Origin of the sequence: Kitasatospora sp. NPDC058478, from assembly GCF_042720345.1 — a bacterium.
GTDB lineage: Bacteria > Actinomycetota > Actinomycetes > Streptomycetales > Streptomycetaceae > Kitasatospora.
In genome coordinates this window covers 16634-38830 of the sequence record NZ_JBHXML010000040.1, presented here as the reverse complement: position 1 = coordinate 38830, position 22197 = coordinate 16634, and the positions used below count along the sequence as shown (strand labels likewise).

General features: G+C 74.3%; 24 protein-coding genes. 13 read left to right on the top strand and 11 right to left on the bottom strand.

The features are described 5' to 3' along the window. Window positions 1-80: 80 nt before the first annotated feature. The 5 genes from ACFWPT_RS22790 to ACFWPT_RS22770 form a co-directional block, all read right to left on the bottom strand. On the bottom strand, window positions 81-1151 hold the full coding sequence (locus ACFWPT_RS22790; protein WP_063345997.1) for a bile acid:sodium symporter family protein: 1071 nt from the start codon (window positions 1149-1151) through the stop codon (window positions 81-83). Beyond that, window positions 1148-1447 carry a hypothetical protein gene (locus ACFWPT_RS22785; protein ID WP_208869031.1) on the bottom strand — a complete coding sequence of 100 codons (300 nt, stop codon included), beginning with the start codon at window positions 1445-1447 and terminating at the stop codon, window positions 1148-1150. Before ACFWPT_RS22785 ends, ACFWPT_RS22790 begins: the two co-directional genes overlap by 4 nt. Continuing rightward, on the bottom strand, window positions 1447-2331 hold the full coding sequence (locus ACFWPT_RS22780; RefSeq protein ID WP_380377699.1) for an oxaloacetate decarboxylase: 885 nt from the start codon (window positions 2329-2331) through the stop codon (window positions 1447-1449). The genes ACFWPT_RS22785 and ACFWPT_RS22780 overlap by 1 nt, the downstream gene beginning before the upstream one ends. A 303-nt stretch (window positions 2332-2634) precedes the next feature. Beyond that, window positions 2635-3504, bottom strand: a complete 870-nt coding sequence (locus ACFWPT_RS22775) for a class I SAM-dependent methyltransferase (RefSeq protein ID WP_380483790.1) — start codon at window positions 3502-3504, stop codon at window positions 2635-2637. A gap of 187 nt (window positions 3505-3691) precedes the next feature. Next, entirely contained in the window at window positions 3692-4228 is a 537-nt protein-coding gene (locus tag ACFWPT_RS22770; RefSeq protein ID WP_380483788.1) for a PadR family transcriptional regulator, read from the bottom strand. Between the two features lie 130 nt (window positions 4229-4358). On the opposite strand from ACFWPT_RS22770, the gene ACFWPT_RS22765 reads away from it, so the two are divergent. Next, window positions 4359-5690, top strand: a complete 1332-nt coding sequence (locus ACFWPT_RS22765; protein ID WP_380483786.1) for an MATE family efflux transporter — start codon at window positions 4359-4361, stop codon at window positions 5688-5690. A 37-nt stretch (window positions 5691-5727) separates the two neighbouring features. Next, window positions 5728-6255 carry a DinB family protein gene (locus ACFWPT_RS22760; protein WP_107452797.1) on the top strand — a complete coding sequence of 176 codons (528 nt, stop codon included), beginning with the start codon at window positions 5728-5730 and terminating at the stop codon, window positions 6253-6255. Here ACFWPT_RS22760 and ACFWPT_RS22755 read toward each other — a convergent pair. Then, window positions 6242-6862: a TetR/AcrR family transcriptional regulator gene (locus tag ACFWPT_RS22755; protein WP_380483784.1), complete on the bottom strand. Its 621-nt coding sequence runs from the start codon at window positions 6860-6862 to the stop codon at window positions 6242-6244. The two genes, ACFWPT_RS22760 and ACFWPT_RS22755, sit on opposite strands and share 14 nt — an antisense overlap. A 74-nt stretch (window positions 6863-6936) precedes the next feature. Between ACFWPT_RS22755 and ACFWPT_RS22750 the strand changes: the two genes are divergently transcribed. Beyond that, the gene (locus tag ACFWPT_RS22750; protein WP_380429912.1) at window positions 6937-7116 is read left to right on the top strand and encodes a hypothetical protein; all 180 of its coding nucleotides are present in this window, start codon (window positions 6937-6939) and stop codon (window positions 7114-7116) included. 165 nt (window positions 7117-7281) lie between these two features. On the opposite strand, the gene ACFWPT_RS22745 is transcribed toward ACFWPT_RS22750, so the two are convergent. Beyond that, window positions 7282-7461 carry an antitoxin gene (locus ACFWPT_RS22745; RefSeq protein ID WP_063350839.1) on the bottom strand — a complete coding sequence of 60 codons (180 nt, stop codon included), beginning with the start codon at window positions 7459-7461 and terminating at the stop codon, window positions 7282-7284. Window positions 7462-7746: 285 nt separating this feature from the next. Between ACFWPT_RS22745 and ACFWPT_RS22740 the strand changes: the two genes are divergently transcribed. Both ACFWPT_RS22740 and lpdA read left to right on the top strand, forming a co-directional pair. Beyond that, window positions 7747-9246 carry a M28 family peptidase gene (locus tag ACFWPT_RS22740; protein ID WP_380483832.1) on the top strand — a complete coding sequence of 500 codons (1500 nt, stop codon included), beginning with the start codon at window positions 7747-7749 and terminating at the stop codon, window positions 9244-9246. Window positions 9247-9561: 315 nt separating this feature from the next. Then, a complete protein-coding gene (gene lpdA, locus ACFWPT_RS22735; RefSeq protein WP_380377712.1) occupies window positions 9562-10968 on the top strand; it encodes a dihydrolipoyl dehydrogenase in 1407 nt (468 codons plus the stop codon). Between the two features lie 126 nt (window positions 10969-11094). Here lpdA and ACFWPT_RS22730 read toward each other — a convergent pair whose 3' ends face one another. Continuing rightward, a complete protein-coding gene (locus tag ACFWPT_RS22730; protein ID WP_380483781.1) occupies window positions 11095-12681 on the bottom strand; it encodes an MFS transporter in 1587 nt (528 codons plus the stop codon). Between the two features lie 114 nt (window positions 12682-12795). Here ACFWPT_RS22730 and ACFWPT_RS22725 point away from each other — a divergent pair, with 114 nt between their 5' ends. From ACFWPT_RS22725 to thrS, 3 genes are all read left to right on the top strand, one after another. Further along, window positions 12796-13665 carry a helix-turn-helix transcriptional regulator gene (locus ACFWPT_RS22725; protein WP_380377716.1) on the top strand — a complete coding sequence of 290 codons (870 nt, stop codon included), beginning with the start codon at window positions 12796-12798 and terminating at the stop codon, window positions 13663-13665. Window positions 13666-13785: 120 nt separating this feature from the next. Further along, on the top strand, window positions 13786-14508 hold the full coding sequence (locus ACFWPT_RS22720; RefSeq protein ID WP_380483779.1) for a leucine-rich repeat domain-containing protein: 723 nt from the start codon (window positions 13786-13788) through the stop codon (window positions 14506-14508). A gap of 199 nt (window positions 14509-14707) precedes the next feature. Further along, a complete protein-coding gene (gene thrS / locus ACFWPT_RS22715; protein ID WP_380483777.1) occupies window positions 14708-15988 on the top strand; it encodes a threonine--tRNA ligase in 1281 nt (426 codons plus the stop codon). On the opposite strand, the gene ACFWPT_RS22710 is transcribed toward thrS, so the two are convergent. Then, window positions 15982-16392, bottom strand: a complete 411-nt coding sequence (locus tag ACFWPT_RS22710) for a VOC family protein (protein ID WP_063345987.1) — start codon at window positions 16390-16392, stop codon at window positions 15982-15984. The two genes, thrS and ACFWPT_RS22710, sit on opposite strands and share 7 nt — an antisense overlap. A gap of 95 nt (window positions 16393-16487) precedes the next feature. Between ACFWPT_RS22710 and ACFWPT_RS22705 the strand changes: the two genes are divergently transcribed. Further along, window positions 16488-17000, top strand: coding sequence for a MarR family winged helix-turn-helix transcriptional regulator (locus tag ACFWPT_RS22705; protein ID WP_380483774.1), 513 nt, complete (start codon window positions 16488-16490; stop codon window positions 16998-17000). A gap of 7 nt (window positions 17001-17007) precedes the next feature. Here the strand turns inward: ACFWPT_RS22705 and ACFWPT_RS22700 are convergent, their stop codons facing one another. Next, a complete protein-coding gene (locus tag ACFWPT_RS22700; protein ID WP_380483772.1) occupies window positions 17008-17640 on the bottom strand; it encodes a C40 family peptidase in 633 nt (210 codons plus the stop codon). 215 nt (window positions 17641-17855) lie between these two features. On the opposite strand from ACFWPT_RS22700, the gene ACFWPT_RS22695 reads away from it, so the two are divergent. From ACFWPT_RS22695 to ACFWPT_RS22680, 4 genes are all read left to right on the top strand, one after another. After that, window positions 17856-18260, top strand: a complete 405-nt coding sequence (locus tag ACFWPT_RS22695; RefSeq protein ID WP_380483770.1) for a RidA family protein — start codon at window positions 17856-17858, stop codon at window positions 18258-18260. A gap of 261 nt (window positions 18261-18521) precedes the next feature. Then, window positions 18522-19253: a ScbR family autoregulator-binding transcription factor gene (locus tag ACFWPT_RS22690; protein ID WP_380425218.1), complete on the top strand. Its 732-nt coding sequence runs from the start codon at window positions 18522-18524 to the stop codon at window positions 19251-19253. Between the two features lie 431 nt (window positions 19254-19684). Then, on the top strand, window positions 19685-20533 hold the full coding sequence (locus ACFWPT_RS22685) for a BTAD domain-containing putative transcriptional regulator (protein WP_380377732.1): 849 nt from the start codon (window positions 19685-19687) through the stop codon (window positions 20531-20533). A gap of 85 nt (window positions 20534-20618) precedes the next feature. Further along, window positions 20619-21311 carry a ScbR family autoregulator-binding transcription factor gene (locus ACFWPT_RS22680; protein ID WP_380483768.1) on the top strand — a complete coding sequence of 231 codons (693 nt, stop codon included), beginning with the start codon at window positions 20619-20621 and terminating at the stop codon, window positions 21309-21311. A 61-nt stretch (window positions 21312-21372) separates the two neighbouring features. Here the strand turns inward: ACFWPT_RS22680 and ACFWPT_RS22675 are convergent, their stop codons facing one another. Beyond that, the gene (locus tag ACFWPT_RS22675) at window positions 21373-22155 is read right to left on the bottom strand and encodes an MBL fold metallo-hydrolase (protein ID WP_380377736.1); all 783 of its coding nucleotides are present in this window, start codon (window positions 22153-22155) and stop codon (window positions 21373-21375) included. Window positions 22156-22197: the final 42 nt, after the last annotated feature.

The window sequence follows — 22197 nt, the reverse complement described above, 5'->3', positions numbered from 1 at the left end:
GCGCCCGGCTGGACACCGCGGCCGAGTGCCGCCGTCCGGCCCCAGACGCCGGGCCGCAGACGCTGGCCCCAGGCGCCGGCTCACCCGGGAACGGGCGGCCCGCCCGGCCCCGTGAGCGCGGCCGGTACCCGATCGGCGGGCGGGGCCTGCCCGGCGGGCGTGGCATCCGGCGCGCGGGCCCAGCGTCCGGCGAGCACGGTGCCGACCACCAGCTGGAGCTGGTGATACGCCATCAACGGCAGGACCAGCAGCCCGGCCTGGGGCCCGAAGAGCACGGTGGCCATCGGCAGGCCGCTCGCCAGGCTCTTCTGCGAGCCGCACAGCACCGCCGCGATGGTGGCCGGCCGGTCGAGCCCCAGCAGTCGTGCACCGAGCCCGGTGACCGCGAGCGCGGCGGCCAGCAGGGCGAGCAGCACCGCGAGCAGACCGAGCAGGGCGCCCGGGGTGGCCAGGCCCCAGCTGCCCTGGGCCGTCGCCGCGCTGAACGCGGTGTAGACGACGAGCAGGATCGAGCCCCGGTCCACCGGCGTCAGCACCCGTCTGTGCCGGGTGAGGAAGGCGCCGATCCACGGCCGCAGCACCTGCCCGAGCAGGAACGGCGCGAGCAACTGGGCCCCGATCCGCAGCAGCCCCTCGGCCGACAGCGCGGTGTGCACGTCCAGGAGCCAGGCCGCCAGCAGCGGCGTCAGCAGCAGCCCGGCCAGGCTGGAGTACGTCCCGGCGCAGATCGCCGCCGGGACGTCGCCCCCGGCGGCGCCGGTCAGCGCCACCGAGGACTGCACCGTCGACGGGAGCAGGCAGAGGAACAGCACCCCGGTCTGCAACTGCCCGCTGAGCGGGACGGGGGTGAGCAGCGCGGTGGCCGCCCCGAGCAGCGGGAAGAGGCCGAAGGTGGCGGCGAGCACCAGCCCGTGCAGCCGCAGGTGGCGCAGCCCGGCCAGCGTCTCGCGGGCGGAGAGCCGGGCGCCGTAGAGGAAGAACAGCAGCGCCACCGCCAGGTTGCAGGCCACTGCCGCCACCCGCGCCGATCCCCCGGTGGCCGGAAACAGGGCGGCCAGGCCGACCGCCCCGGCGAGCGCGGCCAGGTACGGGTCGAGCCGGCGCGGCCACAGCCCGCGCCACCGGCCCCGGCGGGCGGTGTCGTCGGTCATCGGCCACCCCCGATCGCCGCCCCGCCCGGGCCGGACCCGAGCAGGCCGCCCACCAGGGACCCGGCGCCGTCGTGGTCGCTGCCCGCCGAGCCGCTGCCGTTCTGGACGTTGGCGGTGCGATCGATCTCCACCCAGGAGTCGGCGTTGGAGTTGTCGACGAGCGTGATCAGCCCCCCGCCCGCCGCCGCAGGCGCCGCCGCGCCGGCGAGCAGGCCGCACGCCCCGGCCAGCCCCAGCGCGGTGGCCCGCAGGACGGCGGCCGCCGGGGGCGGGGCGGGACCGCGCAGCCCGGCCATCACGCCGTCACCCCCGCGAACGGGCGGGAGCGCGCGATGTTCCGCTCCAGCAGTTCGGTGGACTCCCGCACGCCGATCTGCCGGCTCTCCCCGGCGTCGGCCGGCAGCCGCCCGTCGGCCACCTTCAGCCCGGCCAGCGCCTCGTCCATCGCCCGGTGGGCCGCGAACAGGCAGGGCGTGCTGTAGATGGCGACGTCCACCCCCAGCTCGGTCAGCTCGGAGAGCGACAGCCGGGGGGACTTGCCGCCGGCGATCTGGTTGAACAGCAGCGGCTTGTCGCCGACGACCCCCCGGATCCGCCGGATCCAGTCCTCGCTGCGCACCCCGTCGACCAGCACCACGTCGGCGTCGGTGGCGGCGAGGGCCCGGGCGCGGCGCAGGATGTCCTCCTCCTCGGTGGCGTCGGTGCGGGCGACCACCAGGAGGTCCGTCCGGTTGGCGAGGACGAGGTCCAGCTTCTCCAGGTACTCCTCCAGCGGGAGGACCTGTTTGCCGTCGGCGTGGCCGCAGCGGCGCGGCCGTTTCTGGTCCTCCAGGATGACGCCGGAAGCGCCGATGCGTTCGAGCCTGCGCACGACGTGGCAGGCGACCTCGGGATCGACGTAGCCGTCGTCGATGTCGACCAGGAGATGGTGCCGGGGGAAGGCGCCGCGCAACCGTTCGACGAAGCCGACCATGTCCGGCCAGGCGATGAATCCGATGTCGGGCAGGCCGTAGTAGGAGGCGGCGAAGCCGAATCCGGAGACGAACATGCCGTTGTAGTGCTCGGCCGCGATGGAGGCCGAGTACATGTCGTAGACGCCGATGAGGGGCGTGGCTCCCGGGCTCGCGATCTCCTCGCGGAGCCGCTGCCCGTGGCCCGACGCCGTGGTTCCGTGGAACATGGCCTTCTCCTCACTCGCGGTGGCTTTGCCTGAACTTGGTCTTCCCTAGACCAAACTGAGGTGCCATCACTATGTGGCCTTTAACGTTCCGTGGGCAAATCTTTAAGAGAGATTCACTCATTCGAGTGAGGCGTGGAATTGAATATATGTCAGACATATGAAAAGGGCGGTGGCGTGGAAAATCCACGCCACCGCCCTGGTCCGGTCGGCCCGGTCGCCGGAGAATCCCGCGACCTCGGCGATGAGCACGTAGCCGTAGCCGTGGCGGGGGGAGTTGCGGGCGCGCGTCGGCGCGCCGGTGCGTCAGGACGCCGGAACGGGGCGGACGGCGCGGCGCTCGCGCAGCGTCCGGAGCACCCGGCGGGTCGCCCGGGTGGCGACCGGCGGCAGCAGGTCCAGCGCCAGCCGGCGCGAGGTGGACTGCTGGACGGGGGCCTTGACCTGGTAGTTGAGCCGCAGCACCGGCTCCCCGGCGATGGTGTCGTCGTCCACCGTGTAGCCCTCGGCCCGCCAGTCGCGGGCGAGCAGGACCTGCCGGACGGCCGCGGCGTCGCCCCAGGTGCCGTAGAACTTCATCGGGGTGAGCAGCACCGGCCGCAGGCCGCCGGTGAAGACCGCCTCCCAGACCGCCGCCGACACGCCGGGGGTGTGCTCCGAGCGGTAGTCGTCCAGCGCCACGACGCCGTTGTCGGCGAGCGCCGCCCTGGTCACCGCGATGTCCCCGGCGACGTGCTCGTACAGGTGGGAGGCGTCGACGTGGACGAACCGGCAGCTCCTGGCCGGGATCCGGCCGTCGGCCAGCACCGAGGTGGGCGCCTGCACGATCTCCGGCAACTCGCCGTGGAAGGCGAGGTAGTTGGCCTCGAAGGCGCTCCGGGTGAGGGTCTTGCGGTAGGACATCGCCATCTCGGCGGCGTTGTCCGCGTCGCCCGCCTCGGAGTCGAACAGGTCGCAGACGGTCAGCCGTTCGCCGGTCTGGAGGTGGTCGCCGAGCAGGACGGCGCTGCGGCCGAGGTAGCTGCCGAGTTCGAGGATGTCGCCGGTGGCGCCCGCCGTGGTCTGGGCCGCCAGCAGGTGGCCGAAGGCCGCCCGGTCGAGACGGAAGAACCAGCCGGGGATGTCGTCCCGGGTCAGTGGCGCGGGGCGGGTGGCTGTGGTCTCGGCGGTGGGCACGGCGGCCTCCAGGAGGGCGGGCGGGGCGCGGTGGCGGGTTCACGCCGCGGAGGGGATGCCGTGGACGTGAGGCCGATCATCATAGCGACGCGGAGGCCGACCGGGAGCCGGTTCGCAACGGTGCGATTTCGCGCGTTCGCGCTGCTGTGCGAACGCGCGCGCCGGGTCGCGTCCCCGGCCTCACGGGTCAGTGCGCCTGGCCGTCCAGCTCGGTGATGGTCTCCGTCAGCCAGGCCCGCTCGGCCGCCGTGGATGCCCGGGCGACCAGCAGCATGCCGCGCCGGAAGGGGTTCGGCTCCAGCTCGGCGGTGACCGCGCGGCCCTCGCCGTCGTGGAAGAAGCTGCTCGGCTCGTCCAGGAACGCCAGCCGGCGCCGGAGCACGGTGGCCTGCGCGGGCGGGTCGGCCAGGTGGTGCAGGAAGGCGGCGTGCGCGAAGAAGCGGATCTGGTCCGTGATCTCGGCCTGCTCCGGGTCGGCCAGCCGGCGCCGCAGTTCGGTCCGGCCCTCCTCGGTGAGCTCCAGCGTCTGGCGCGGCGCGGCCCCGCTGCCCGGCTCGGCGCGGCGGCGCAGCAGTCCGGCCTTCTCCAGCCTGGCGATGGCGGGGTAGAGCGCGCCGTCGCTGACCGGCCGGACGTGGCCGGTGAGGCCGGTGATCCGGGACTTGAGCTGGTAGCCGTGCAGCGGCTGGTCGTACAGGAAGCCGAGGATCGCGAGGGTCAGCACGGTCGAAGCCCTTTCGTCGGAGTGCGCCCTGTGGCGCGCCCCATGTTACCTCTTGTCGATGTGCCTCGATACGAGGTATCTCTATTTCGAGGTGAGCCACCGGCAGGCGGTGGCGGAACGGGGAGGAAGCATGCACGGGCGTCCGTCGCGACGACTGGCCGTACTGGCCGGACCGGTCTACGTCGAACTGCTGTCCAACGTGATCGCCTCGGTGATCGGCACCTTCTGGGTGGCGGGCCTCGGCGGGGCGGCCGTCGCCGCCGTCACCCTGGCCGGCACCGTGGAGAACCTGCTGCTCGGGCTCGTCCTGGTGGTCGGCTCCGGCACCAGCGTGCGGCTCTCCCGCGCGCTCGGCGCCGGCGACCGGGACGACGCCGCCCGCACCACCCGCGCAGCCTGGCGGCTCTGCGCGGTGGGCAGCCTCGCGCTCGCAGTCCCCGGCTTCCTGCTGCGCGACCGCCTGGCCGGCGCCTTCCTGGACGGCGCCGCCGCCGCCCTCGCCGCCGACTACTTCACCGTCGCCTTCCCGGCGTTCGCCCTGTTCTCCGGCCAGCGCGTCGCCGACGAACTGTTCAAGGGCGCGGGCGACACCCGCACCCCGATGCGGATGGCCCTGCTGTCGAACGCGCTGCTGCTCGCCCTCGACCCGCTGCTCGTCCTCGGCGCCGGCCCGGTGCCCGCGCTCGGGGTGACGGGCGCCGCGCTGGCCCTGGCCGGCTCGCGGGCGGTCGCCCTCGCCGTCACCCTGCGGTTGCGGCCGCGGCTGCCCGCACCCCCCGGGGGAACCGGCGCGGCGGCTGGCCGGATCGTCCGCGCGGGAGCGCCGTTTGGCCTGGACTTCACCGCCCGGATGGCCGTCGGCACGGCCCAACTCGCCCTGGTCGCAGGCTTCGGCGTCGCGGCGGTGGCCGGGTGCGGCATCGGCTACCGGGCCTTGCTGGTCGTCACCATGGCGTTCTACGCGCTCCGGCAAGCCGCCGCGATCGAGGCCGCCCGCCTCTGCGGCGCGGGCCGTGCCACCGAGTTGGGCGCGCTGCACCGCGCCACCGGACGCCTCGCCGCGCTCCTCGGCGCCGTCGCGGCGGTGCTGTCCGCGACGCTCGCCGCCCCGCTGACCGCGCTGTTCACCGACGACCCGGCGGTGGCCGGGCAGTCCGTCGGCTTCCTGCGGATGGCGGCGTTCTACCTGCTCCCGTACGCGCTGGTGGTCGCCCTCGGCGGGGTGCACCAGGCGGCGGGCGCCGGTCGGCCGCTGGTGCTCTCCGTGCTGCTCGGACTGGGCGCCCAACTCGCCGTCTCCGCGACCCTGTCGGGGCCGCTCGGGGTGACCGGGGTGTGGGTGGGGCCGGCCGTGGGCGCGGCCGTGCAGCTCGGCCTGCTGCTGCTCCTGGCCCGGCGCCGGGCCAGGCGGCCCGCGCCGTTGGCGGACCAGGGCGACCGGGCCCTGGAGCCGGTCGGATGATCGCCTCCGGTCGCCCGGCTGTGCCACAGTGGAGCCCATGGGACCGACACTCGACGGGCGGCCGCTGCCGTCCCCGCACGCGGACGAACGCGCCATGCTGGAAGGCTGGTTGGAGTTCCACCGGGCGACTCTCGTGCAGAAGGTCGCCGGGCTCGACGACCAGCAGGTCCGGCTGGCGGCCGTCCCGCCGTCGACGATGACGCTGCTCGGCCTGGTCCAGCACCTCGCCGAGGTCGAACGCACCTGGTACCAGCGGGTGCTGGCCGGCCGGGAGGCGCCGCCGCTGTACGGCGCGGACGGCGAGGGCGGCTACGCGCTCACCCCGGAGCGGGGGATGCCCGAGGCGCTGGCCGACTGGCGGGCGGAGGTCGAGCAGGGCCGCGAACTGACCGCCGCGGCGGCGCTGGAGGACACCGGACGCCTCTCCGAGCGGGCGGCGGCCGTGTTCGGCTCGGAGACCGTCTCGCTGCGCTGGATCCTGGTGCACCTGATCGAGGAGTACGCCCGCCACAACGGCCACGCGGACCTGCTCCGGGAGAGCATCGACGGCCTCACGGGCGTGTGACGGCTCCCTGGGGGACGGCCCCGGGAGCCGGACCGAGGTGGGCGTCCAGGGCGGCGCGCAGCAGCGGTTCGACGTCCTCGCCGCCGGTGATGAGCCGCAGGCTGCCCCAGGCGCGCAGTTGGGCCAGGCCGTGCAGGTTCGCCCACAGTGCGGCGGCCGCCGGTCCGGGATCGGTGGACTCCGGGCGGGCCTCGCCGACCAGGCGGGCGACGGTGTGGAACATCGGCAGGGTGGTGTGCCGCAGCTCGGCTCCACTGCCCTCCAGCAGGTCGTGACGGAACATCAGCTCGAACATGCCGGGGTTGGCCGCCGCGAAGCCGAGATAGGCACGGGCGAGCGCGTCGAGCCGGGTGCGGGGGGCCGCGCCGGTGGTGGCGGCCAGTGCGTCGGCGCCGGCCAGGGTGTCGGTGAGTCTGCCGAACCCGTGTCGCGCGATGGCGGCGAGCAGCTCGCGGTGGGTGGGGAAGTGGCGGCGGGGGGCTCCGTGCGAGACCCCCGCCTGCCGGGCGATCTCGCGCAGGCCGAGGGCGTGGACGCCCTCCCTGGTCACCAGTTCGATGCCGGCGGCCACCAGGCGCGCGCGCAGGTCCTTCTCCTGATCGGTCATGGGCCTTGTCTACCAGGCCGCTGTAGACAGTGTCTACTCGCGTCGGCGCGGGCGCTCCGGGCAGAATCGGGGGCATGGACGAAGGCGGAGAGGCGGCCTGCTGGCTGGACCGGGTGTGCCCGGAGTGCGGGCGCCTGCGCGAGCGGCCCGGGCCGCAACCGTGCGAGAACTGCGGGGCCGGGAGCGCGGACGGCGAGGCGGGGGCCCGGCAGCCCGCGGCGAAGGCCGAGGCCGCGCCGGAGCAGGACGGCTGACCGCAGGTCCAGGACGGCTCGGCCCCGGCTCGGAACGGCTGAACGCCGGCCCGGAACGCCTGAACCCTGGCCCGGAACAGCTGGGCCCCGGCCCGGAACAGCTGGGCCCCGGTGCGGCCGGGCGGGCCTGACCGGGGCCGCAGGCGTACGGCGGGGTTCGGGCTGCTACTGCTGCGGCGGCTGGTCGCGGAACTGGTTCTTCGCCTGCTCCTGGGCGGCGTCCACCTGGCTGCTGTACTTGCCCTGGGTGCGCTCGTCGACGGCGTCCCCCGCCTTGTCGACGGCCCTGTCGGCCTGGTCCTCGTGGCCCTTCAACAGGCCCTTGAGCTTATCCAACATGGACATCTGGTCACGCTCCTGGAAGAGACGGCCCCACCCCTCCAGGATCACCGCCTCCGCCGCCGTCCGCATCCCGCAGCCGCGCGGCGGCCTTGGCAACGTGATGCCGGTCATGTCAAATCGGGAGTTCACGGACCGCCGGAAGGAGTCGCCTTGAAGCCACGAGCCCGCCGCCCGATCTCCCTGCCCCTCCGCCCGACCAGCCCGCTCGACCAGTCCACCCCGATACCGCACCAGCAGCGCCGGGACCAGCGCCCGCGCACCGCGACCGTCCGGAGCGCGGGCGCCGCCCTGACCGTCGCCGCTCTGGCCGCCCCGCTGCTGCTGGCCGGGGCCGGCGGCGCGGCCGCCGACCCGGACCCGGCGCGCAGAGGCGAGCGGCTCGCCGCGCGCCTGGTCGAGGCCGCCGACGCCGAGAGCGCCCACGACACCCTGGCCGCGCTCCAGCGGATCGCCGACCGCAACGGCGGCACCCGGGTGGCCGGTTCGAAGGGGCACGACGAGTCCGCGCGCTACGTCTACGAGCAGGCCCGCCGGGCCGGGTTGAAGGTGTCCCGGCAGGAGTTCGAGTACACCTTCTTCGAGGCCCGCTCGGAGCGGCTGCAGGTGCTGTCCCCGCAGGCCGAGAGCATCCCGCTGATCGCCATGACGTACTCGCCCGGCGGCCCGGATGCCGGCCTGAACGCCGACCTGGCGGTCGTCCCGGTCAGCGCCGCGACCGGCTGCGCGCCCACCGACTACCCGGTCGGCGCGTTCACCGGTCGGATCGCGCTGATCCAGCGCGGCGGCTGCGGCTTCGCCGTCAAGCAGGCCGCGGCCGCGACGGCCGGCGCGGTGGGCGCGATCATCTACAACAACACCGACGGCGACCTCAACGGCACCCTCGGGGACCCTGCGGCCGGCAGGATCCCCGTCGGCGGGATCACCCGGGCCGCCGGGGAGGCGCTGGCCGCGAAGGCCGCCGCCGGCCAGGTGCGGCTGAACCTCGACATCCGCACCTTCATGGAGCCGCGCAAGACCTGGAACGTCATCGCCGAGACCAGGGGCGGCGACCCGGCCGACACCGTGATGGTCGGGGCGCACCTGGACTCCGTCCCGGCCGGGCCCGGCATCAACGACAACGGCTCCGGTGCGGCGGGTATCCTGGAGGTCGCGCGCAACCTGACCGTCCACCCGGTGAAGAACAAGGTCAGGTTCGCCTGGTGGTCCGCCGAGGAGTTCGGCCTCAAGGGCTCGGAGGCGTACGTGAAGTCGCTCTCCGAGGCGGACCGGAAGAAGGTCAGGCTCTACCTCAACTTCGACATGATCGCCTCTCCCAACTACGCGCAGTTCGTCTACGACGGCTCGGGCAGCACCGGCGGCGGCGCCGGCCCCGAGGGCTCGGCGCAGATCGAGCGGGACCTCACCGGGTACCTGGACGGCCGGGGCCTGCCGCACGAGCCGACCGCCTTCAACGGCCGCTCCGACTACGGCCCGTTCATCGACGCGGGCATCCCGGCCGGCGGCACCGACACCGGCGCCGAGGTGGTCAAGTCGCCGGCGCAGGAGGAGCGTTACGGCGGCACGGCGGGCGTGGCCTTCGACGCCTGCTACCACAAGGCCTGCGACGGCTTGAAGAACATCGACATGGACGCCTTCGACGTCAACATCGATGTGATCGCGCATGCCGTCGGCACCTACGCCTGGGACCTCTCCTCGCTGAACCGGCCCGTGCCGCCGCAGCACCCCGCCGGCCAGGCGGGTGGCGGCGGCGGTATGAGCGGGGGCCACGCCCACGAGGTGACGGCCTGATGCCCGGGTGGGCCCGCTGCCGTCCTCGGGCGGCGGGCCCACCCGCCCCACCCGCCGGCTCCGCCGCGCTCGTCCGCCATTCGGCCCCTCCTCCCGCTCGCACCCCCGGACCTCACCCCGGACCTCAGCCCGGGCCTCGCCCCTGCCCGGCGAGGTTGCGAGCACCGTAGCCGAGGGCACTGACAATTCGGCCCCGGGCCGGGTACGGTGCCGCGCGGAGCGCATCCGCCGAGACCCGGTGGGTGCGTCGAACCCGGTCCTGACACCATGGGACCGAGATCACGAGACCGTGACACCCTCGGAGGAGTCAGCAACATGAGCACGCACTACGACGTCGTCGTCCTCGGCGCCGGCCCCGGCGGCTACACCGCCGCCGTCCGCTCCGCTCAGCTGGGCCTGAAGACCGCCGTCATCGAGGCCAAGTACTGGGGCGGCGTCTGCCTGAACGTCGGCTGCATCCCCTCCAAGGCCCTGCTGCGCAACGCCGAGCTCGCCCACATCTTCACCAAGGAGGCCAAGACCTTCGGCATCAAGGTCGAGGGCCAGGTGACCTTCGACTTCGGCGAGGCCTTCCGCCGCAGCCGGTCGGTGGCCGACGGCCGGGTCAAGGGCGTCCACTACCTGATGAAGAAGAACGGCATCACCGAGTACGACGGCTGGGGCACCTTCGTCGACGACCACACCCTCCAGGTCGCGCTCAGCGGCGGCGGCTTCGACGTCGTCACCTTCGACCACTGCGTCATCGCCGCCGGTGCCACCACCCGGCTGCTGCCCGGCACCAGCCTGAGCGACCGGGTGGTCACCTACGAGGAGCAGATCCTCACCGAGCAGCTGCCGGAGAGCATCATCATCGCGGGCGCCGGCGCGATCGGCGTCGAGTTCGCGTACGTGCTGCACAACTACGGCGTGAAGGTCACCATCGTCGAGTTCCTGGACCGCGTGGTGCCGCTGGAGGATGTCGAGGTCTCCACCGAACTGGCCAAGCAGTACCGCAAGCTCGGCATCGAGGTGCTCACCTCCACCCGGGTCGAGTCGATCGACGACAGCGACCCGAACGCCAAGGTCAAGGTCACCGTCACCAGGGACGGTCGGCAGCAGGTGCTGGAGGCCGACAAGGTGCTCCAGGCGATCGGCTTCGCGCCGCGCGTCAACGGCTACGGCCTGGAGAACGCCGGCGTCAAGCTGACCGACCGCGGCGCCATCGCGGTGGACGGCCGCGGCCGCACCAGCGCCGGGCACATCTTCGCGATCGGCGACGTGACGGCCAAGCTGATGCTCGCGCACGCCGCCGAGACGATGGCCGTGATCGCCGCCGAGACCATCGGCGGGGCGGAGACCATGGAGGTCGACTTCGCCATGATCCCGCGCGCCACCTACTGCCAGCCGCAGATCGCCTCCTTCGGCTACACCGAGGCGCAGGCCCGCGAGCTGGGCCACGACGTCAAGGTCGCCAAGTTCCCGTTCACCGCCAACGGCAAGGCGCACGGCCTCGGCCACCCGATCGGCTTCGTCAAGGTCATCAGCGACGCCAAGTACGGCGAGCTGCTCGGCGCCCACCTGATCGGCCCCGAGGTCACCGAGCTGCTGCCCGAGCTGACCCTGGCCCAGCAGTGGGACCTCACCGTCCACGAGGTCGCCCGCAACGTGCACGCCCACCCCACCCTCGGCGAGGCGGTCAAGGAGGCCATCCACGGCCTCGCCGGCCACATGATCAACATGTGACGCGCACCGCATGACGGCAGGGCCCGCCCGACCTCCCGGGCGGGCCCTGCCGCTTTCCGGCGGCCCCGGTCCTGGCTCCGGCGGCGGAGGCGGTCCCGGGCCCCGGGCCCCGGCTCCGACGGCGGATCAGGCCGACCCGTCCGGTGCCAGGGCGAGGTAGGTGAGCACCGCGCCGAGGGCGGACAGGGCGGCGAGGACCAGCCCGAGGACGTGCAGGGCGTCGGTGAACCCGGCGGCCAGGGCGGCCTGGTGCGCCGCGGCCACCCTGCCCTGGACGGCCTGCCCCGCGAGCTGCGCCGCCTCGTCGGCGGCGAGGCCGCTGCCGCCCAGGTGCGCGGCGGTCAGCGTGCTGAGCAGCGCGGCGGCCCCGGAGACGGCCACGGACTCCCCGGTGATCCGCATCGTGTTGAAGACGCCCGCGGCGGCCCCGGCGTGCTCGGCGGGGACGGTTCCGACGGCCGCGTCGTCCATCACCCCGAAGGCCAGCCCGACCCCGGCCCCGAACGGCAGCAGCGGCACCGCCAGCGCGAGCCACGACCCGTCGCCGCGCACCGTCACCAGCAGCAGGGAGCCCGCCGCGATCAGCGCGGAGGCCGCGGTCAGCACCGCCCGGACGGAGACGGCGGCGGCGAGGCGCCCGGCCACCAACGGCAGCAGGAGGACGGGCGCCGTCATCGGCAGCAGGAGCAGACCGCTGGTCAGGACGCTCCTGCCACCCACACCCTGGAGGTAGGCCGGAAGGTAGACCAGCAGCACGACGAACCCCAGGGTGACGGTGAACGGCTGGCACACCACGGTGAGGAACTCGGGCCTGCGGAACAGCCGGACGTCGACCATGGCGCGCCCGGCCCGGCGGACCTCCACTGCGGCGAACAGGACCAGCAGCAGCACCGCGCCCGCCAGCGGCAGCAGCGTGTCCGGCGCCGTCCAGCCGGCGGTGCCGGCCTGCACGAGCGCGTACGACAGCGCGGCGAGCCCGCCGGTGAAGCAGACCACCCCGGGCAGGTCGATCCCGGGGTGGTCCGGGTTGCGGGACTCCGGGGCCCGGGTGGCGCACAGCCACGCGGGCAGGGCCAGGACGGCGACGAGCAGGAAGACCGACCGCCAGCCGGCCGCCTCCACCAGCAGGCCGGCGGCCGGCGGCCCGATCGCCAGGCCGGTGCCGAAGGAGGTGCCGAGGATCCCGAAGGCGAGCCGTCGGCGCCGCCCGGAGGTGGACTGGGCCAGGACCGCCGCGCCCGCCGCCAGCACGGCGGCCGCCCCGCACCCCTGCACCGCCCGGGCGGCGTCGGCCACGGCCATCGACGGCGCGAGCGCCACCACCGCGGACAGCGCGCCGACCAGCGCGATCCCCGACAGCAGCACGCGCCGCCGGCCGATCCGGTCCGCGAGGCCGCCGGCCGCCAGCGGCAGCGCGGCGAAGGTGAGGTTGAAGGCGTTCAGCATCCACTGGGCGGCGCCCACCGAGGAGCCCAGCTGCGCGGTCATGCCGGGCAGCGCCACGGCGGCCCCGGTCACCGAGAACGGCAGCATCATGCTGGCGCAGCCGACCGCGGTGACGGTCGCCCAGTAACCGCCCGGACCACCGTCCGTACCCGGTGGGGGAGCGGCCGTGCCCGCCGGGTGCTCGGTCCGGGGCGGCGCGGCGCGGCGGGCGCCTTCGGGACGGGCGTCGCCGGGACGGGCGTCGTCGAGGCGGGGAGAAGCAGTCATGGCCCCGATCGTTCGCGGGCGCCGCCGCCGGATGAAGAGAGCCCCGTTCCCTGGGTGTGACAGGGCCACCCTCCGGCCCCCGCACCCCCGGCCGGGCGCCCCATACTGGAACGCATGGCCGAACCGATCACGCTCGCCGCCAGCCTCGGCGACTACCTGCGCACCCGGCGGGCGCTGGTGTCACCCGCGCAGGCGGGGCTGCCGCCGACCGGACGCCGCCGGGTGCCCGGCCTGCGGCGCGAGGAGGTCGCCGAACTGGTCGGCCTCAGCACCGACTACTACGTCCGGCTGGAACAGGGCCGCGCCGAGCGCCCGTCCGACGAGGTGCTCGACGCGCTCGGCCGCGCCCTGCGGCTCGGCCCCGCCGAGCGCGCCCACCTGTACGACCTGGCCCGCCCGCCCCGCCGCTCGGCGGCCAGGACGGCGGGCGCCGGACGGGACGGCGACGCCCTGCGCCCCGCCCTGCGGCGGGTCGTGGAGGCGATGCCGACCACCCCCGCGCTGATCATGAACGACCGCAACGACGTCCTGGCGTGGAACCGGCTGGCCGCCGCGCTGATCGCCGACTTCCCCGAACTCCCGCCGCGCGAACGCAACCTGGCCCGACGGATCTTTCTCGACCCGGGCGCGCCGGACGTCCACCTCGACTGGGAGGACGCCGCGCGCACCACCGTCGGCATCCTGCGGATGGCCTCCGGCCGGCACCCGCACGACCCCGAACTCGTGCGCCTGATCGGCGAACTGGCACTCGGCAGCGCCGACTTCCGCCGGCTGTGGGCCGGCCACCACGTGCACGAGAAGACCCACGGCCCCAAGCGCCTGCGGCACCCCGTGGTCGGCGACGTGACGCTCGACTACGAGACCTTCCAGGCGCCCGGCGCCGCGCGCCACCTCCTGGTCGTCTACACGGCCGCCCCCGGGAGCCCGGCTGAGGAGGCGCTCACCTTCCTCGGCGGCTTCACGGCCGCCGCCCCGGGCAGGTGAGCCGGGGCCGCCCGGTACCAGCAGCGCCTCCCGGCCGGGGTGCGGCGCTGCCCGGTGGTCCAGCAGGGCGGGGAGGGCGAGGGGCACGGGGGCGGGCGCGTGGACGGGACAATGACGGGCGTGACAGACGTGACGCTGAACCTCTGGCGCCGGCCCCTCGGCGCGGTGCCGGCCGAGGTGTGGGACCGGACCGACCTGACCGTGCTCATCCTCGCCGAGACCGGCCTGACCGAACTGCCGCCCGAGGTGGGCAGGTTGCGACGGCTTCGTACCCTCGACCTCGGACACAACCGGCTCACCGGCGTGCCCGCCGAACTGGGCGAGCTGACCGGGCTCGCCGACTTCCTCTACCTGCACGACAACGCGCTGACCGCGCTGCCGGCCGCGCTCGGCCGCCTCACCGCGCTGCGCTACCTCAACCTCGGCGACAATCGGATCACCGAACTCCCCTCCGCCATCGGCGAGATGACCGCCCTGGTCGAGCTGCGCGCCCAGCGCAACCGGCTCACCGCGCTGCCCGACCGCCTCGGCGAACTGACCGCCCTGCGTGAACTCTGGCTGTGCGGGAACGACTTGACCACCCTGCCGGACACCTTCGGCGGCCTCACCGCACTGCGCGAACTCGAACTGCGGGACAACGCGCTCGCCGAGGTCCCGCCGGTGCTCGCCGGGCTGCCGGTGCTGCGCCGGCTCGACCTGCGGGGCAACCGGATCACCGAACTGCCGCACTGGCTGGCCGAACTGCCCGCACTGGAGAAGCTGGACCTGCGGTGGAACGAGGCGCGCCCCTCGCCGCGGCTGCTCGCCGCGCTCGACGCGCGCGGCTGCGCCGTCCTGTTCTGAGCGGCCGCGGATAAAGATCACCACGGCGGTCGGTGCCCTGTTATCGTGGATCGCATGAAGCGCGCTGCACTCGCCACGACGACGCCGGAGAGAGTCCCGGTGCGCTGACTGCTGACCTAGTCCGAAGCCCCGGGGCGAGTGCCCCGGGGCTTCGCCGTTTCCGGACCACTCGCCCGCCGACCCGAGTGGAGACCACCCCATGCACGACCACCCCATGCACGACCGCGCCGCGCACGATCACCGCAAGCTCGGCCGCGAACTGGACCTGTTCGACACCGACCCGCTGATGGGCTCCGGCCTGCCTTACTGGCTGCCCGACGGCGCCGCGATCCGGCACACCCTGGAGGAGTTCATCCGCGAGCGCGAGCGGCGGGCCGGCTACCGCCACGTGTACTCGCCGGTGCTCGGCAAGCGCGAGCTGTACGAGATCTCCGGCCACTGGGCGCACTACCGCGAGGACATGTTCCCACCCATGGAACTGGGCTCGGAGGAGATGGTGCTCCGGCCGAGCCTGTGCCCGCACCACGCCCTGATCTACCGCTCCCGGCCCCACAGCTACCGGGAACTCCCTCTGCGCATGGCCGAGTTGGGCGGCATGTACCGCTCCGAACTGTCCGGCGTGCTGGGCGGGCTGACCAGGGTCCGGGCGATCCAGCTGAACGACGCGCACGTGTTCTGCACCCCGGAGCAGGCCGCCGACGAGGCCGTCGCAGCACTGGAGCTGATCCGCGCGGCACACCGCGCGCTCGGCATCGAACCGGTCCGCTACCGGCTCTCGCTGCCCGGCGCGGGCGGCAAGTACGTGGCGGATCCGGCCCTCTGGGAACGGGCCACCGCGCTGCTCACCGACGTGCTGGAACGCTCCGGCGTGCCGTTCGAGGCGGCAGAGGGCGAGGCCGCCTTCTACGGGCCGAAGATCGACGTGCAGATCGCCGACGGCGCCGGGCGCGAGTTCACCCTCTCCACCGTGCAGATCGACTTCCACCAGCCCGAGCGCTTCGGTCTGCACTACATCGGCCCGGACGGCGCGAAGCACCGGCCGGTGATGGTCCACCGCAGCGTGATCGGCAGCGTGGAGCGGGTGGTCGCCCACCTGATCGAGCTGTACGGAGGCGCGTTCCCGGCCTGGTTGGCCCCGGTACAGGTGGTGCTGCTGCCGGTCTCCGAGGGCGAACTGCCGCAGGCCGAGCGGCTCCGGCAGCGCTGCCTCGACCTCGGGCTGCGCGCCGAGGTCGCCGGGCCCGAGCACGGCAGCCTGGGCGCCCGGATCCGGGCGGCGCGCCTGGTGCCGTACCAGGCCGTGATCGGGGCCAAGGAGGCCGTGGACGACCGGGTCGCGCTGCGGCTGCGGGACGGCCGCCGACTCGAACCGCTGCCCGCGGAGGAGGCCTGGGCCAGGATCGGCGCACTGGTGGCGGCGTGCAGCGCCGACCTCTGGGCGAACGACCCCGCGCGCCGACCGGGCGGGGCGGGTCAGTAGGACTGGAGCTCGATCAGGTGGCCGTCCGGGTCCCGCAGGTGGGCGCTGCGCAGGTTGGGGCCCCACTGCGGCCGGTCGGTCGGGCCGACGACCGGGGTGCCGCCGTGCCGCAGGCAGAGGGCGAACGCGTCGTCCACGGAGGCCACCCGGAAGACCAGCATCGCGGCGTCCTGGGCGGGGGCGGCCGGGCGTTCGGGCAGGCCGGTGGTGCCCAGGGCGGCGGCCATCGCGGCGCGGTCGAAGAGCACCAGGACGGCCTGCCCGTCGACGTCCCAGTTGGCGTAGGGGCCGCCGGCGCCGCCCTTGACCAGGGCGGCGCCGGTGAGGGGCGGCAGGACCGCCCGGTAGAACCGGAAGCACTCGGCGAAACGGGTCACGAGCAGGCGGGGGTACAGGGCGTCCACGGTCGAAGCTCCCGGGCTCGAGGATTCATCGGGTCGGATCAGTCCGATATTAGTGGGTCGACACCCACTATAGGGACGGACCCTAGACTGACGCCATGGCCCCCGAACCCCTGCTCCCCAAACCCCCGCTGGCCGCCCCCTCCCTGCCGCCGACGCTGCTCGACCTCAGTACCTACCTGCTCTCCCGGATCGGCCGGACGGCACGGGGGCGCCTCGCCGAGCAGCTCGCCGAACACGGCCTGCGGCTCTGGGACATGGCCGTGCTGGCCGCGCTCGCCGACTTCGGGCCGCACGCCCAGCGGGACCTGGTCCAGCGGCTGGGCATCGACCCGAGCGACCTCGCCAAGGTCGCCGACCAGCTGGCCGCCGCCGGGTACGTCGAGCGCGTCCGCGACCCGGCGGACCGGCGGCGGGTCTCGGTGTCGGTCACCGACGCCGGGCGGGCGCTGCTCGCGGAGCTGGACGCCCGGGCGCGCGCGGTGCAGGACGAGGTACTGGCGCCGCTGGACGCGCGGGAGCGGCAGCTGCTGCACGGCCTGCTGCTGCGCGTCCACCAGGGCCAGGGCCAGGGCCAGGGGCCGGGGTCGGGGGAGCGGCGCGGCCTCTGAGGCCCGCTCAGCCGGCCGGCCCGGGGCGGCGGGCACCGGCGAACTCGCCGGCCCAGCGCGGGACGTCGAGGGCGTGCTCGACCCGGGCGACCAGCGTCCCGGTGCGCTCGGCGTGGATCATCGCGCCGTCGCCGACGTGGATGCCGACGTGGTGCAGCGGCGCGTCCGGGCGGGAGAAGAACAGCAGGTCGCCCGGGGCGAGGGCGTCACGCTCCACCGGGGCGCTGCGGTGGAACTGGGCGACGGTGTAGTGCCCGAGCTCGACGGTGCCGTGGCTGGCCCGGTACCAGCAGTAGAGGGACAGGCCGCTGCAGTCGAAGCCGACCGTGCTCTCGCCCAGGCAGACGCCGTCCAGGTAGCCGTTCTCGTCGTCGCAGAAGCCGAGGCTCGCCCCCAGCCGGTCGCCGCCGCCCCAGGCGTACGGCACGTCGAGCTGGGCGGTGGCCACCTCGGCGACCCGGCGGCCCAGGGCGGCGGACGCGACCACGGGGGTATCCGACCGGGCCGTTGATGTCGCCGTCGCCGTCGCCGTCGCGGCCGGGGTGAGGGCCGGGGCGAGCCCCGCCCCGAGTGCCAGGCCCAGCATCCGGCGCCGGCGGACCCCGGAGGCCTCGTCGCGGTACGGCGGTCGGGATTCCATGGGGGACCTCCTGGTGTCGGCGCGGTGTCGACCCGCGCGGGTGGCGGGCACCAGGATTCCGGCCGGGCGGGTCGGCCCGCCATCACCCGCAACGGTGAATCGTGGAAGCAACGGCCCTGTGGTGGACGGGACGGCGCTGGTAAATGGTTTGACGGTCGCTCAGGAGAGGCCAACGATGGGCGCAAACGTTCGGCCACGACCCTTCGGAGTGCCCCTTGAACAGCGCAGTCAAGCTGATCCGCAGCTCCCGCCTCACCCCGGCCGTCGACTACGCCTATGCGGCCCTGGTCGAGGCCCCGGCCCGTTCGCTCTGGCTCGCCGGCGCCTGCCCGCTCGACGCCGAGGGGCGGACGGTCGCCGTCGGCGACTACGCGGGCCAGGCGCACCAGGTGATGCGGAACCTGATAACCGCGCTGGAGGACGCCGGCGCCGGGCTGACGGACGTCGCCCGGACGACGGTGTACGTGGCCTCCGCCGATCGGGCCGACCTGGTCGCGGTGTGGGACGTGTACCGCGCCTACATGGGGGAGCACGACGCCCCCAGCACGCTGCTGGGGGTGTCGGTGCTCGGCTACCACGACCAGCTGGTGGAGGTGGAGGCGGTGGCCGTCCTGCCGTGACGCCTTCCGGCCCGCGGGTGTCCAAATGAGGAAACCGATCGTTCGGTTTTTCCCCGAATGTGTGATGTGTGGCGCCGGTGCCGCTTTCGATCGTCCGGCGAAGAAGCGGCGGCCCGTAGGCAAAATGCGGAGGATGCGGGCGGGAGGGAAGGAGCGTTTGAGGCGATTCCCCGACATCATCTTGTCGTCCGTAGGCCACCGGTAGCTAAGATACGGGGTGTTTGGTTTTGTTTTCCGGGAGCTCTGGGTGGGGTGGTTGCGGTGGTTCGGCAGGAGCGGGCGGTCCGGACGCGTCGGCTGATCCTGGAGGCGGCGGCGTCGGTCTTCGACGAGTTCGGCTACGAGGGCGCCACCATCGGCGAGGTGGTCGCGCGGGCCGGTGTGACGCGTGGTGCGGTGTATTTCCATTTCGCCTCCAAGCGGGATCTGGCCCAGGGCGTCGTCGAGGAGCAGTTCGTCCAGGACGGTGTGCCGGAACGGGTCTGCAAACTCCAGGAGTTCGTGGACACCGGGATGGTGGTGGCCTATCTGATGCCGCGTGATCCGCTGCTGAGCGCGGGGGCCCGGCTCTCCCTGGGGCAGGACGTCTTCGACGACCTCGGCGGCGGCGCGATCCCCGGCTGGATCAGCCGGCTGGAGGCGCTGCTGGTCGCGGCCGGCGAGCGGGGCGAACTGCTGCCGCACGTCGTCCCGGCCGACACCGCGTGGCTGGTCACGGCGGCGTGGACGGGTGTGCAGATCCAGTCGCAGAAGCTCTCCGGGCGCGCGGACTTGGAGCGGCGGGCCGCCGGGCTGTTCCAGCACCTGATGCCGAGCATCGCGGTGCCGGGTGTGCTCGGTTCGCTGCAGATGGGCCCGGACCGCGGTGCCCAGGTGGTCGCCGAGGTGGCGGCCGCCCGCGCGGCGACGGAGGGCGCCGGGGCGCAGGGTGGGACGCAGGACGGGGCGCGGTCGGCGGCCCGGGCGGTCGCGGACGAGGTCGGTGTGGGCTGACGGTCCGGCACCGGCCGGAAATCGCTGCGGCTGGTGCGGAGTTGACCGGGGCTCGGCGACCCCCTGCTCGCGGGGGCGTCCGGGGGCGTCCGGGGCCGTCCGGGCGGTTTCCGGGCGGTGATCGGCCGGCTGGCGGCGGGCGCGGAGTGCGGGCGAATTGGTGGCGGCGCGGGATCCATGGGGGTCCGACGCCGCCTTCGGTTTGCCCGCACTCCGCTGCGCGTGGTGGCCGGTTCGTGGCGCAGCGTGGCCGCCGCGCCCGTCTGTCCGAGGCGGGCCGCTCATCCCAAGAAACAAACAGCACGTTCGGTTTTGTATTGACAAACCGCGCGTCCTGTTTTTGACTGGTGGCAGTCGCCCTAGGGGTGTCGACCCGGGTGCCAGCCGCGGCGGATCGGCCTGCGGCGTTCCGTGTGATTGGGGTGGTCATCGTGGAAATTAGGGTGCTCGGGGCATTGGACGTCCGGGTGTGCGGGGTGTCGGTGGTGCCATCGGCGCCGAAACCGCGTCAGGTGCTGGGGCTGCTGGCCCTGCGGGCCGACCAGGTGGTGTCGGCCGGGGTGCTGGCCGAGGAGCTGTGGTCGGGCCGCCCGCCGCGCAGCGCACGCACGACGGTGCAGACGTACGTGCTGCAGTTGCGCGACATGATCGACCGGGCGCTCGGGCAGGTCGGCCCGGCGGCAGGGGTCTCCTGCGCCAAGGACGTGCTGGTGACCTCGCCGGGCGGCTACATGCTGAACAGCGGCGGCGGGTTGACGGACGTCCGGGAGTTCGAGCGCCTGGCCGGCATGGGCTACCGGGCCATGGACGGCGACGACCACCCGCTGGCCGCCCGGATGCTCGGCGAGGCGCTCGGCCTGTGGCGCGGTCCGGCCTTCGCCGACATCCCGGCCGGCGGTCAACTCGCCGTCGAGGCCAAGCGGTTGGAGGAGACCCGGCTCTGCGCCCTGGACCAGCGGATCGAGGCCGACCTGCGGCTGGGCCGCCACCGCGTCCTGCTCGCCGAACTCACCGTCCTGGTCGACCGCTACCGCACCCACGAGAGCCTGCACGGCCAGTACATGATCGCCCTGCACCGCTCCGGCCGACGGGGCGAGGCCCTGGAGGCCTACCAGCGCCTGCGCAACACCCTGGTACGGGAGTTGGGCATGGAGCCGTCCACCGGACTGCGACGGCTCCAGCGCTCCATCCTGCTGGCCGGCCCGGAGCGCCCGGAGCGCGAGGCGGCCGCGACCGCTTCGCCGGAGGCGTCGGTGGCCCGGTTCACCAGGGTCGGCTGAGGACGCGCGGAAGGCGCCGTCGCTGCCGGGGCGCTGCTTCGTGTGTGGTCGGAACGTGCTCGTCGTTGTGAGGGGTGTGGGTCGGGTGGTGCAGGAGAGGTCGGAACGGACACGCGGACGGCTGGTGCAGGCGGGGGCGGTGCTGTTCGACCGCTGCGGCTATGCGGGGGCCACGCTCGGCGAGATCGCCGGTGCCGCAGGAGTGACGAAGGGTGCGCTCTACTTCCACTTCGCGTCCAAGGAGGAGCTGGCACAGGCGGTGTTCCAGCGGGCCGAGCGCTCGCTGCGGGGCGCCTGCGGCGGTCTGCGGGCCACCTCCTCCCCCCTGCAGACGCTGATCGACGTGGGCTACTGGCTGGTCGACGCCCTGGGGTCGGACGCGGTGGTCCGGGCGGCGTTCCGCCTCGGCCGGGAGGGCGGCTGGCAGTCGAGGACCGCCGCGTTCGCTCCCGCCACGTCCGCCCCCGGCGCGCCGGTCGCGGGTGTGTCGGTCGCGGGCGTGCGGGGCTTCCACGGCGTCTGGGCCGGTGTCGTCCGGGAGTTGCTGACGGGTGCCCGGCGTGCCGGCGAGCTGCGCGACCGCTCGGGCGATCCCGGCCCGGAGACCCTGGTGGTGGCGGCCGCCTGCGGGCTGGAGGTCGTCTTCGGCGACGGCTGCCCGGGTGAGGAGCGCGCCCGCCGGGTCGGCGCCCTGTGGGAGTGGCTGCTGCCCTGCCTCGTCCCCCCGGGCTCCTCCGACGCCTACCGGACCAGGCCGCTGGCGCCGCTGCCGGGCTGAGCGGGCGGTTCGGGGGCGGACAGGCGGGGCGCCTCGTGCGGCGCGCCCCGCCCGGGGCCGGTCACGCCGTGTGGAGGCGCTCCGCCAGGCCGGCGGCCGTGAAGGCGGCCACCAGGTCGTCGCGGTCCTCCGTGAAGTGGGCCCAGCTGTCGTGGTGGACGAGGACGACCCGGCGGGCGTCGAGGATCGCGGCGGCCTCGGCGGCCTGGGCGCTGTCCAGGACGATGGGCGCGCCGTCGAAGAGGGCGGCGAAGCGGGGGGCCCCGGCGAAGAGGATCGCGGTGTCGACGGGGGCGAAGCGTTCGGCGATCTCCCCCACGGCGAGGAGGGAGGCGTTGTCCCCGCTGACGTAGACGGTGGGCAGCCCTTCCCCGGTCAGGACGAAGCCGACGACCTGGCCGGTGACGGCCTCCACCTGCTCGCGGGCCCCGGGCCCGTGGAGGGCGGGCACGGCGGTCACGGTGAGGGTGCCGCCGCCGGGGCGGTCCAGCGTGACCGACTCCCAGTCGGCCAGTCCCCGGGCCGTGCCGCCGAGGCGCAGGCCGCCGCCGGGGGTGGTGAGGGTGAGCGGGACGTCGGCCAGCAGGGCCCGGCCGGAGTGGTCGAGGTTGTCGGGGTGCTCGTCGTGGGAGAGCAGGACGACGTCGACGCGGCCGGCGTCGGCGGGGCTCCCGGAGGAGGGCGCGGTCTTGGTCAGGAACCGGCCGTCCGGCCGCAGGTAGTCGCCCGGGCCGTCGAAGGTCGGGTCGGTGAGGAAGCGCAGGCCTCCGTACTCGAAGAGGGCGGTCGGGCCGCCGAAGAGGCGGACGGGGAACTGCTCGACGGTCGTGTCGGAAGAAGCCATGGTGAAGCACACCTCACGGTTGAGAGCGGTTTATCCGTGAGG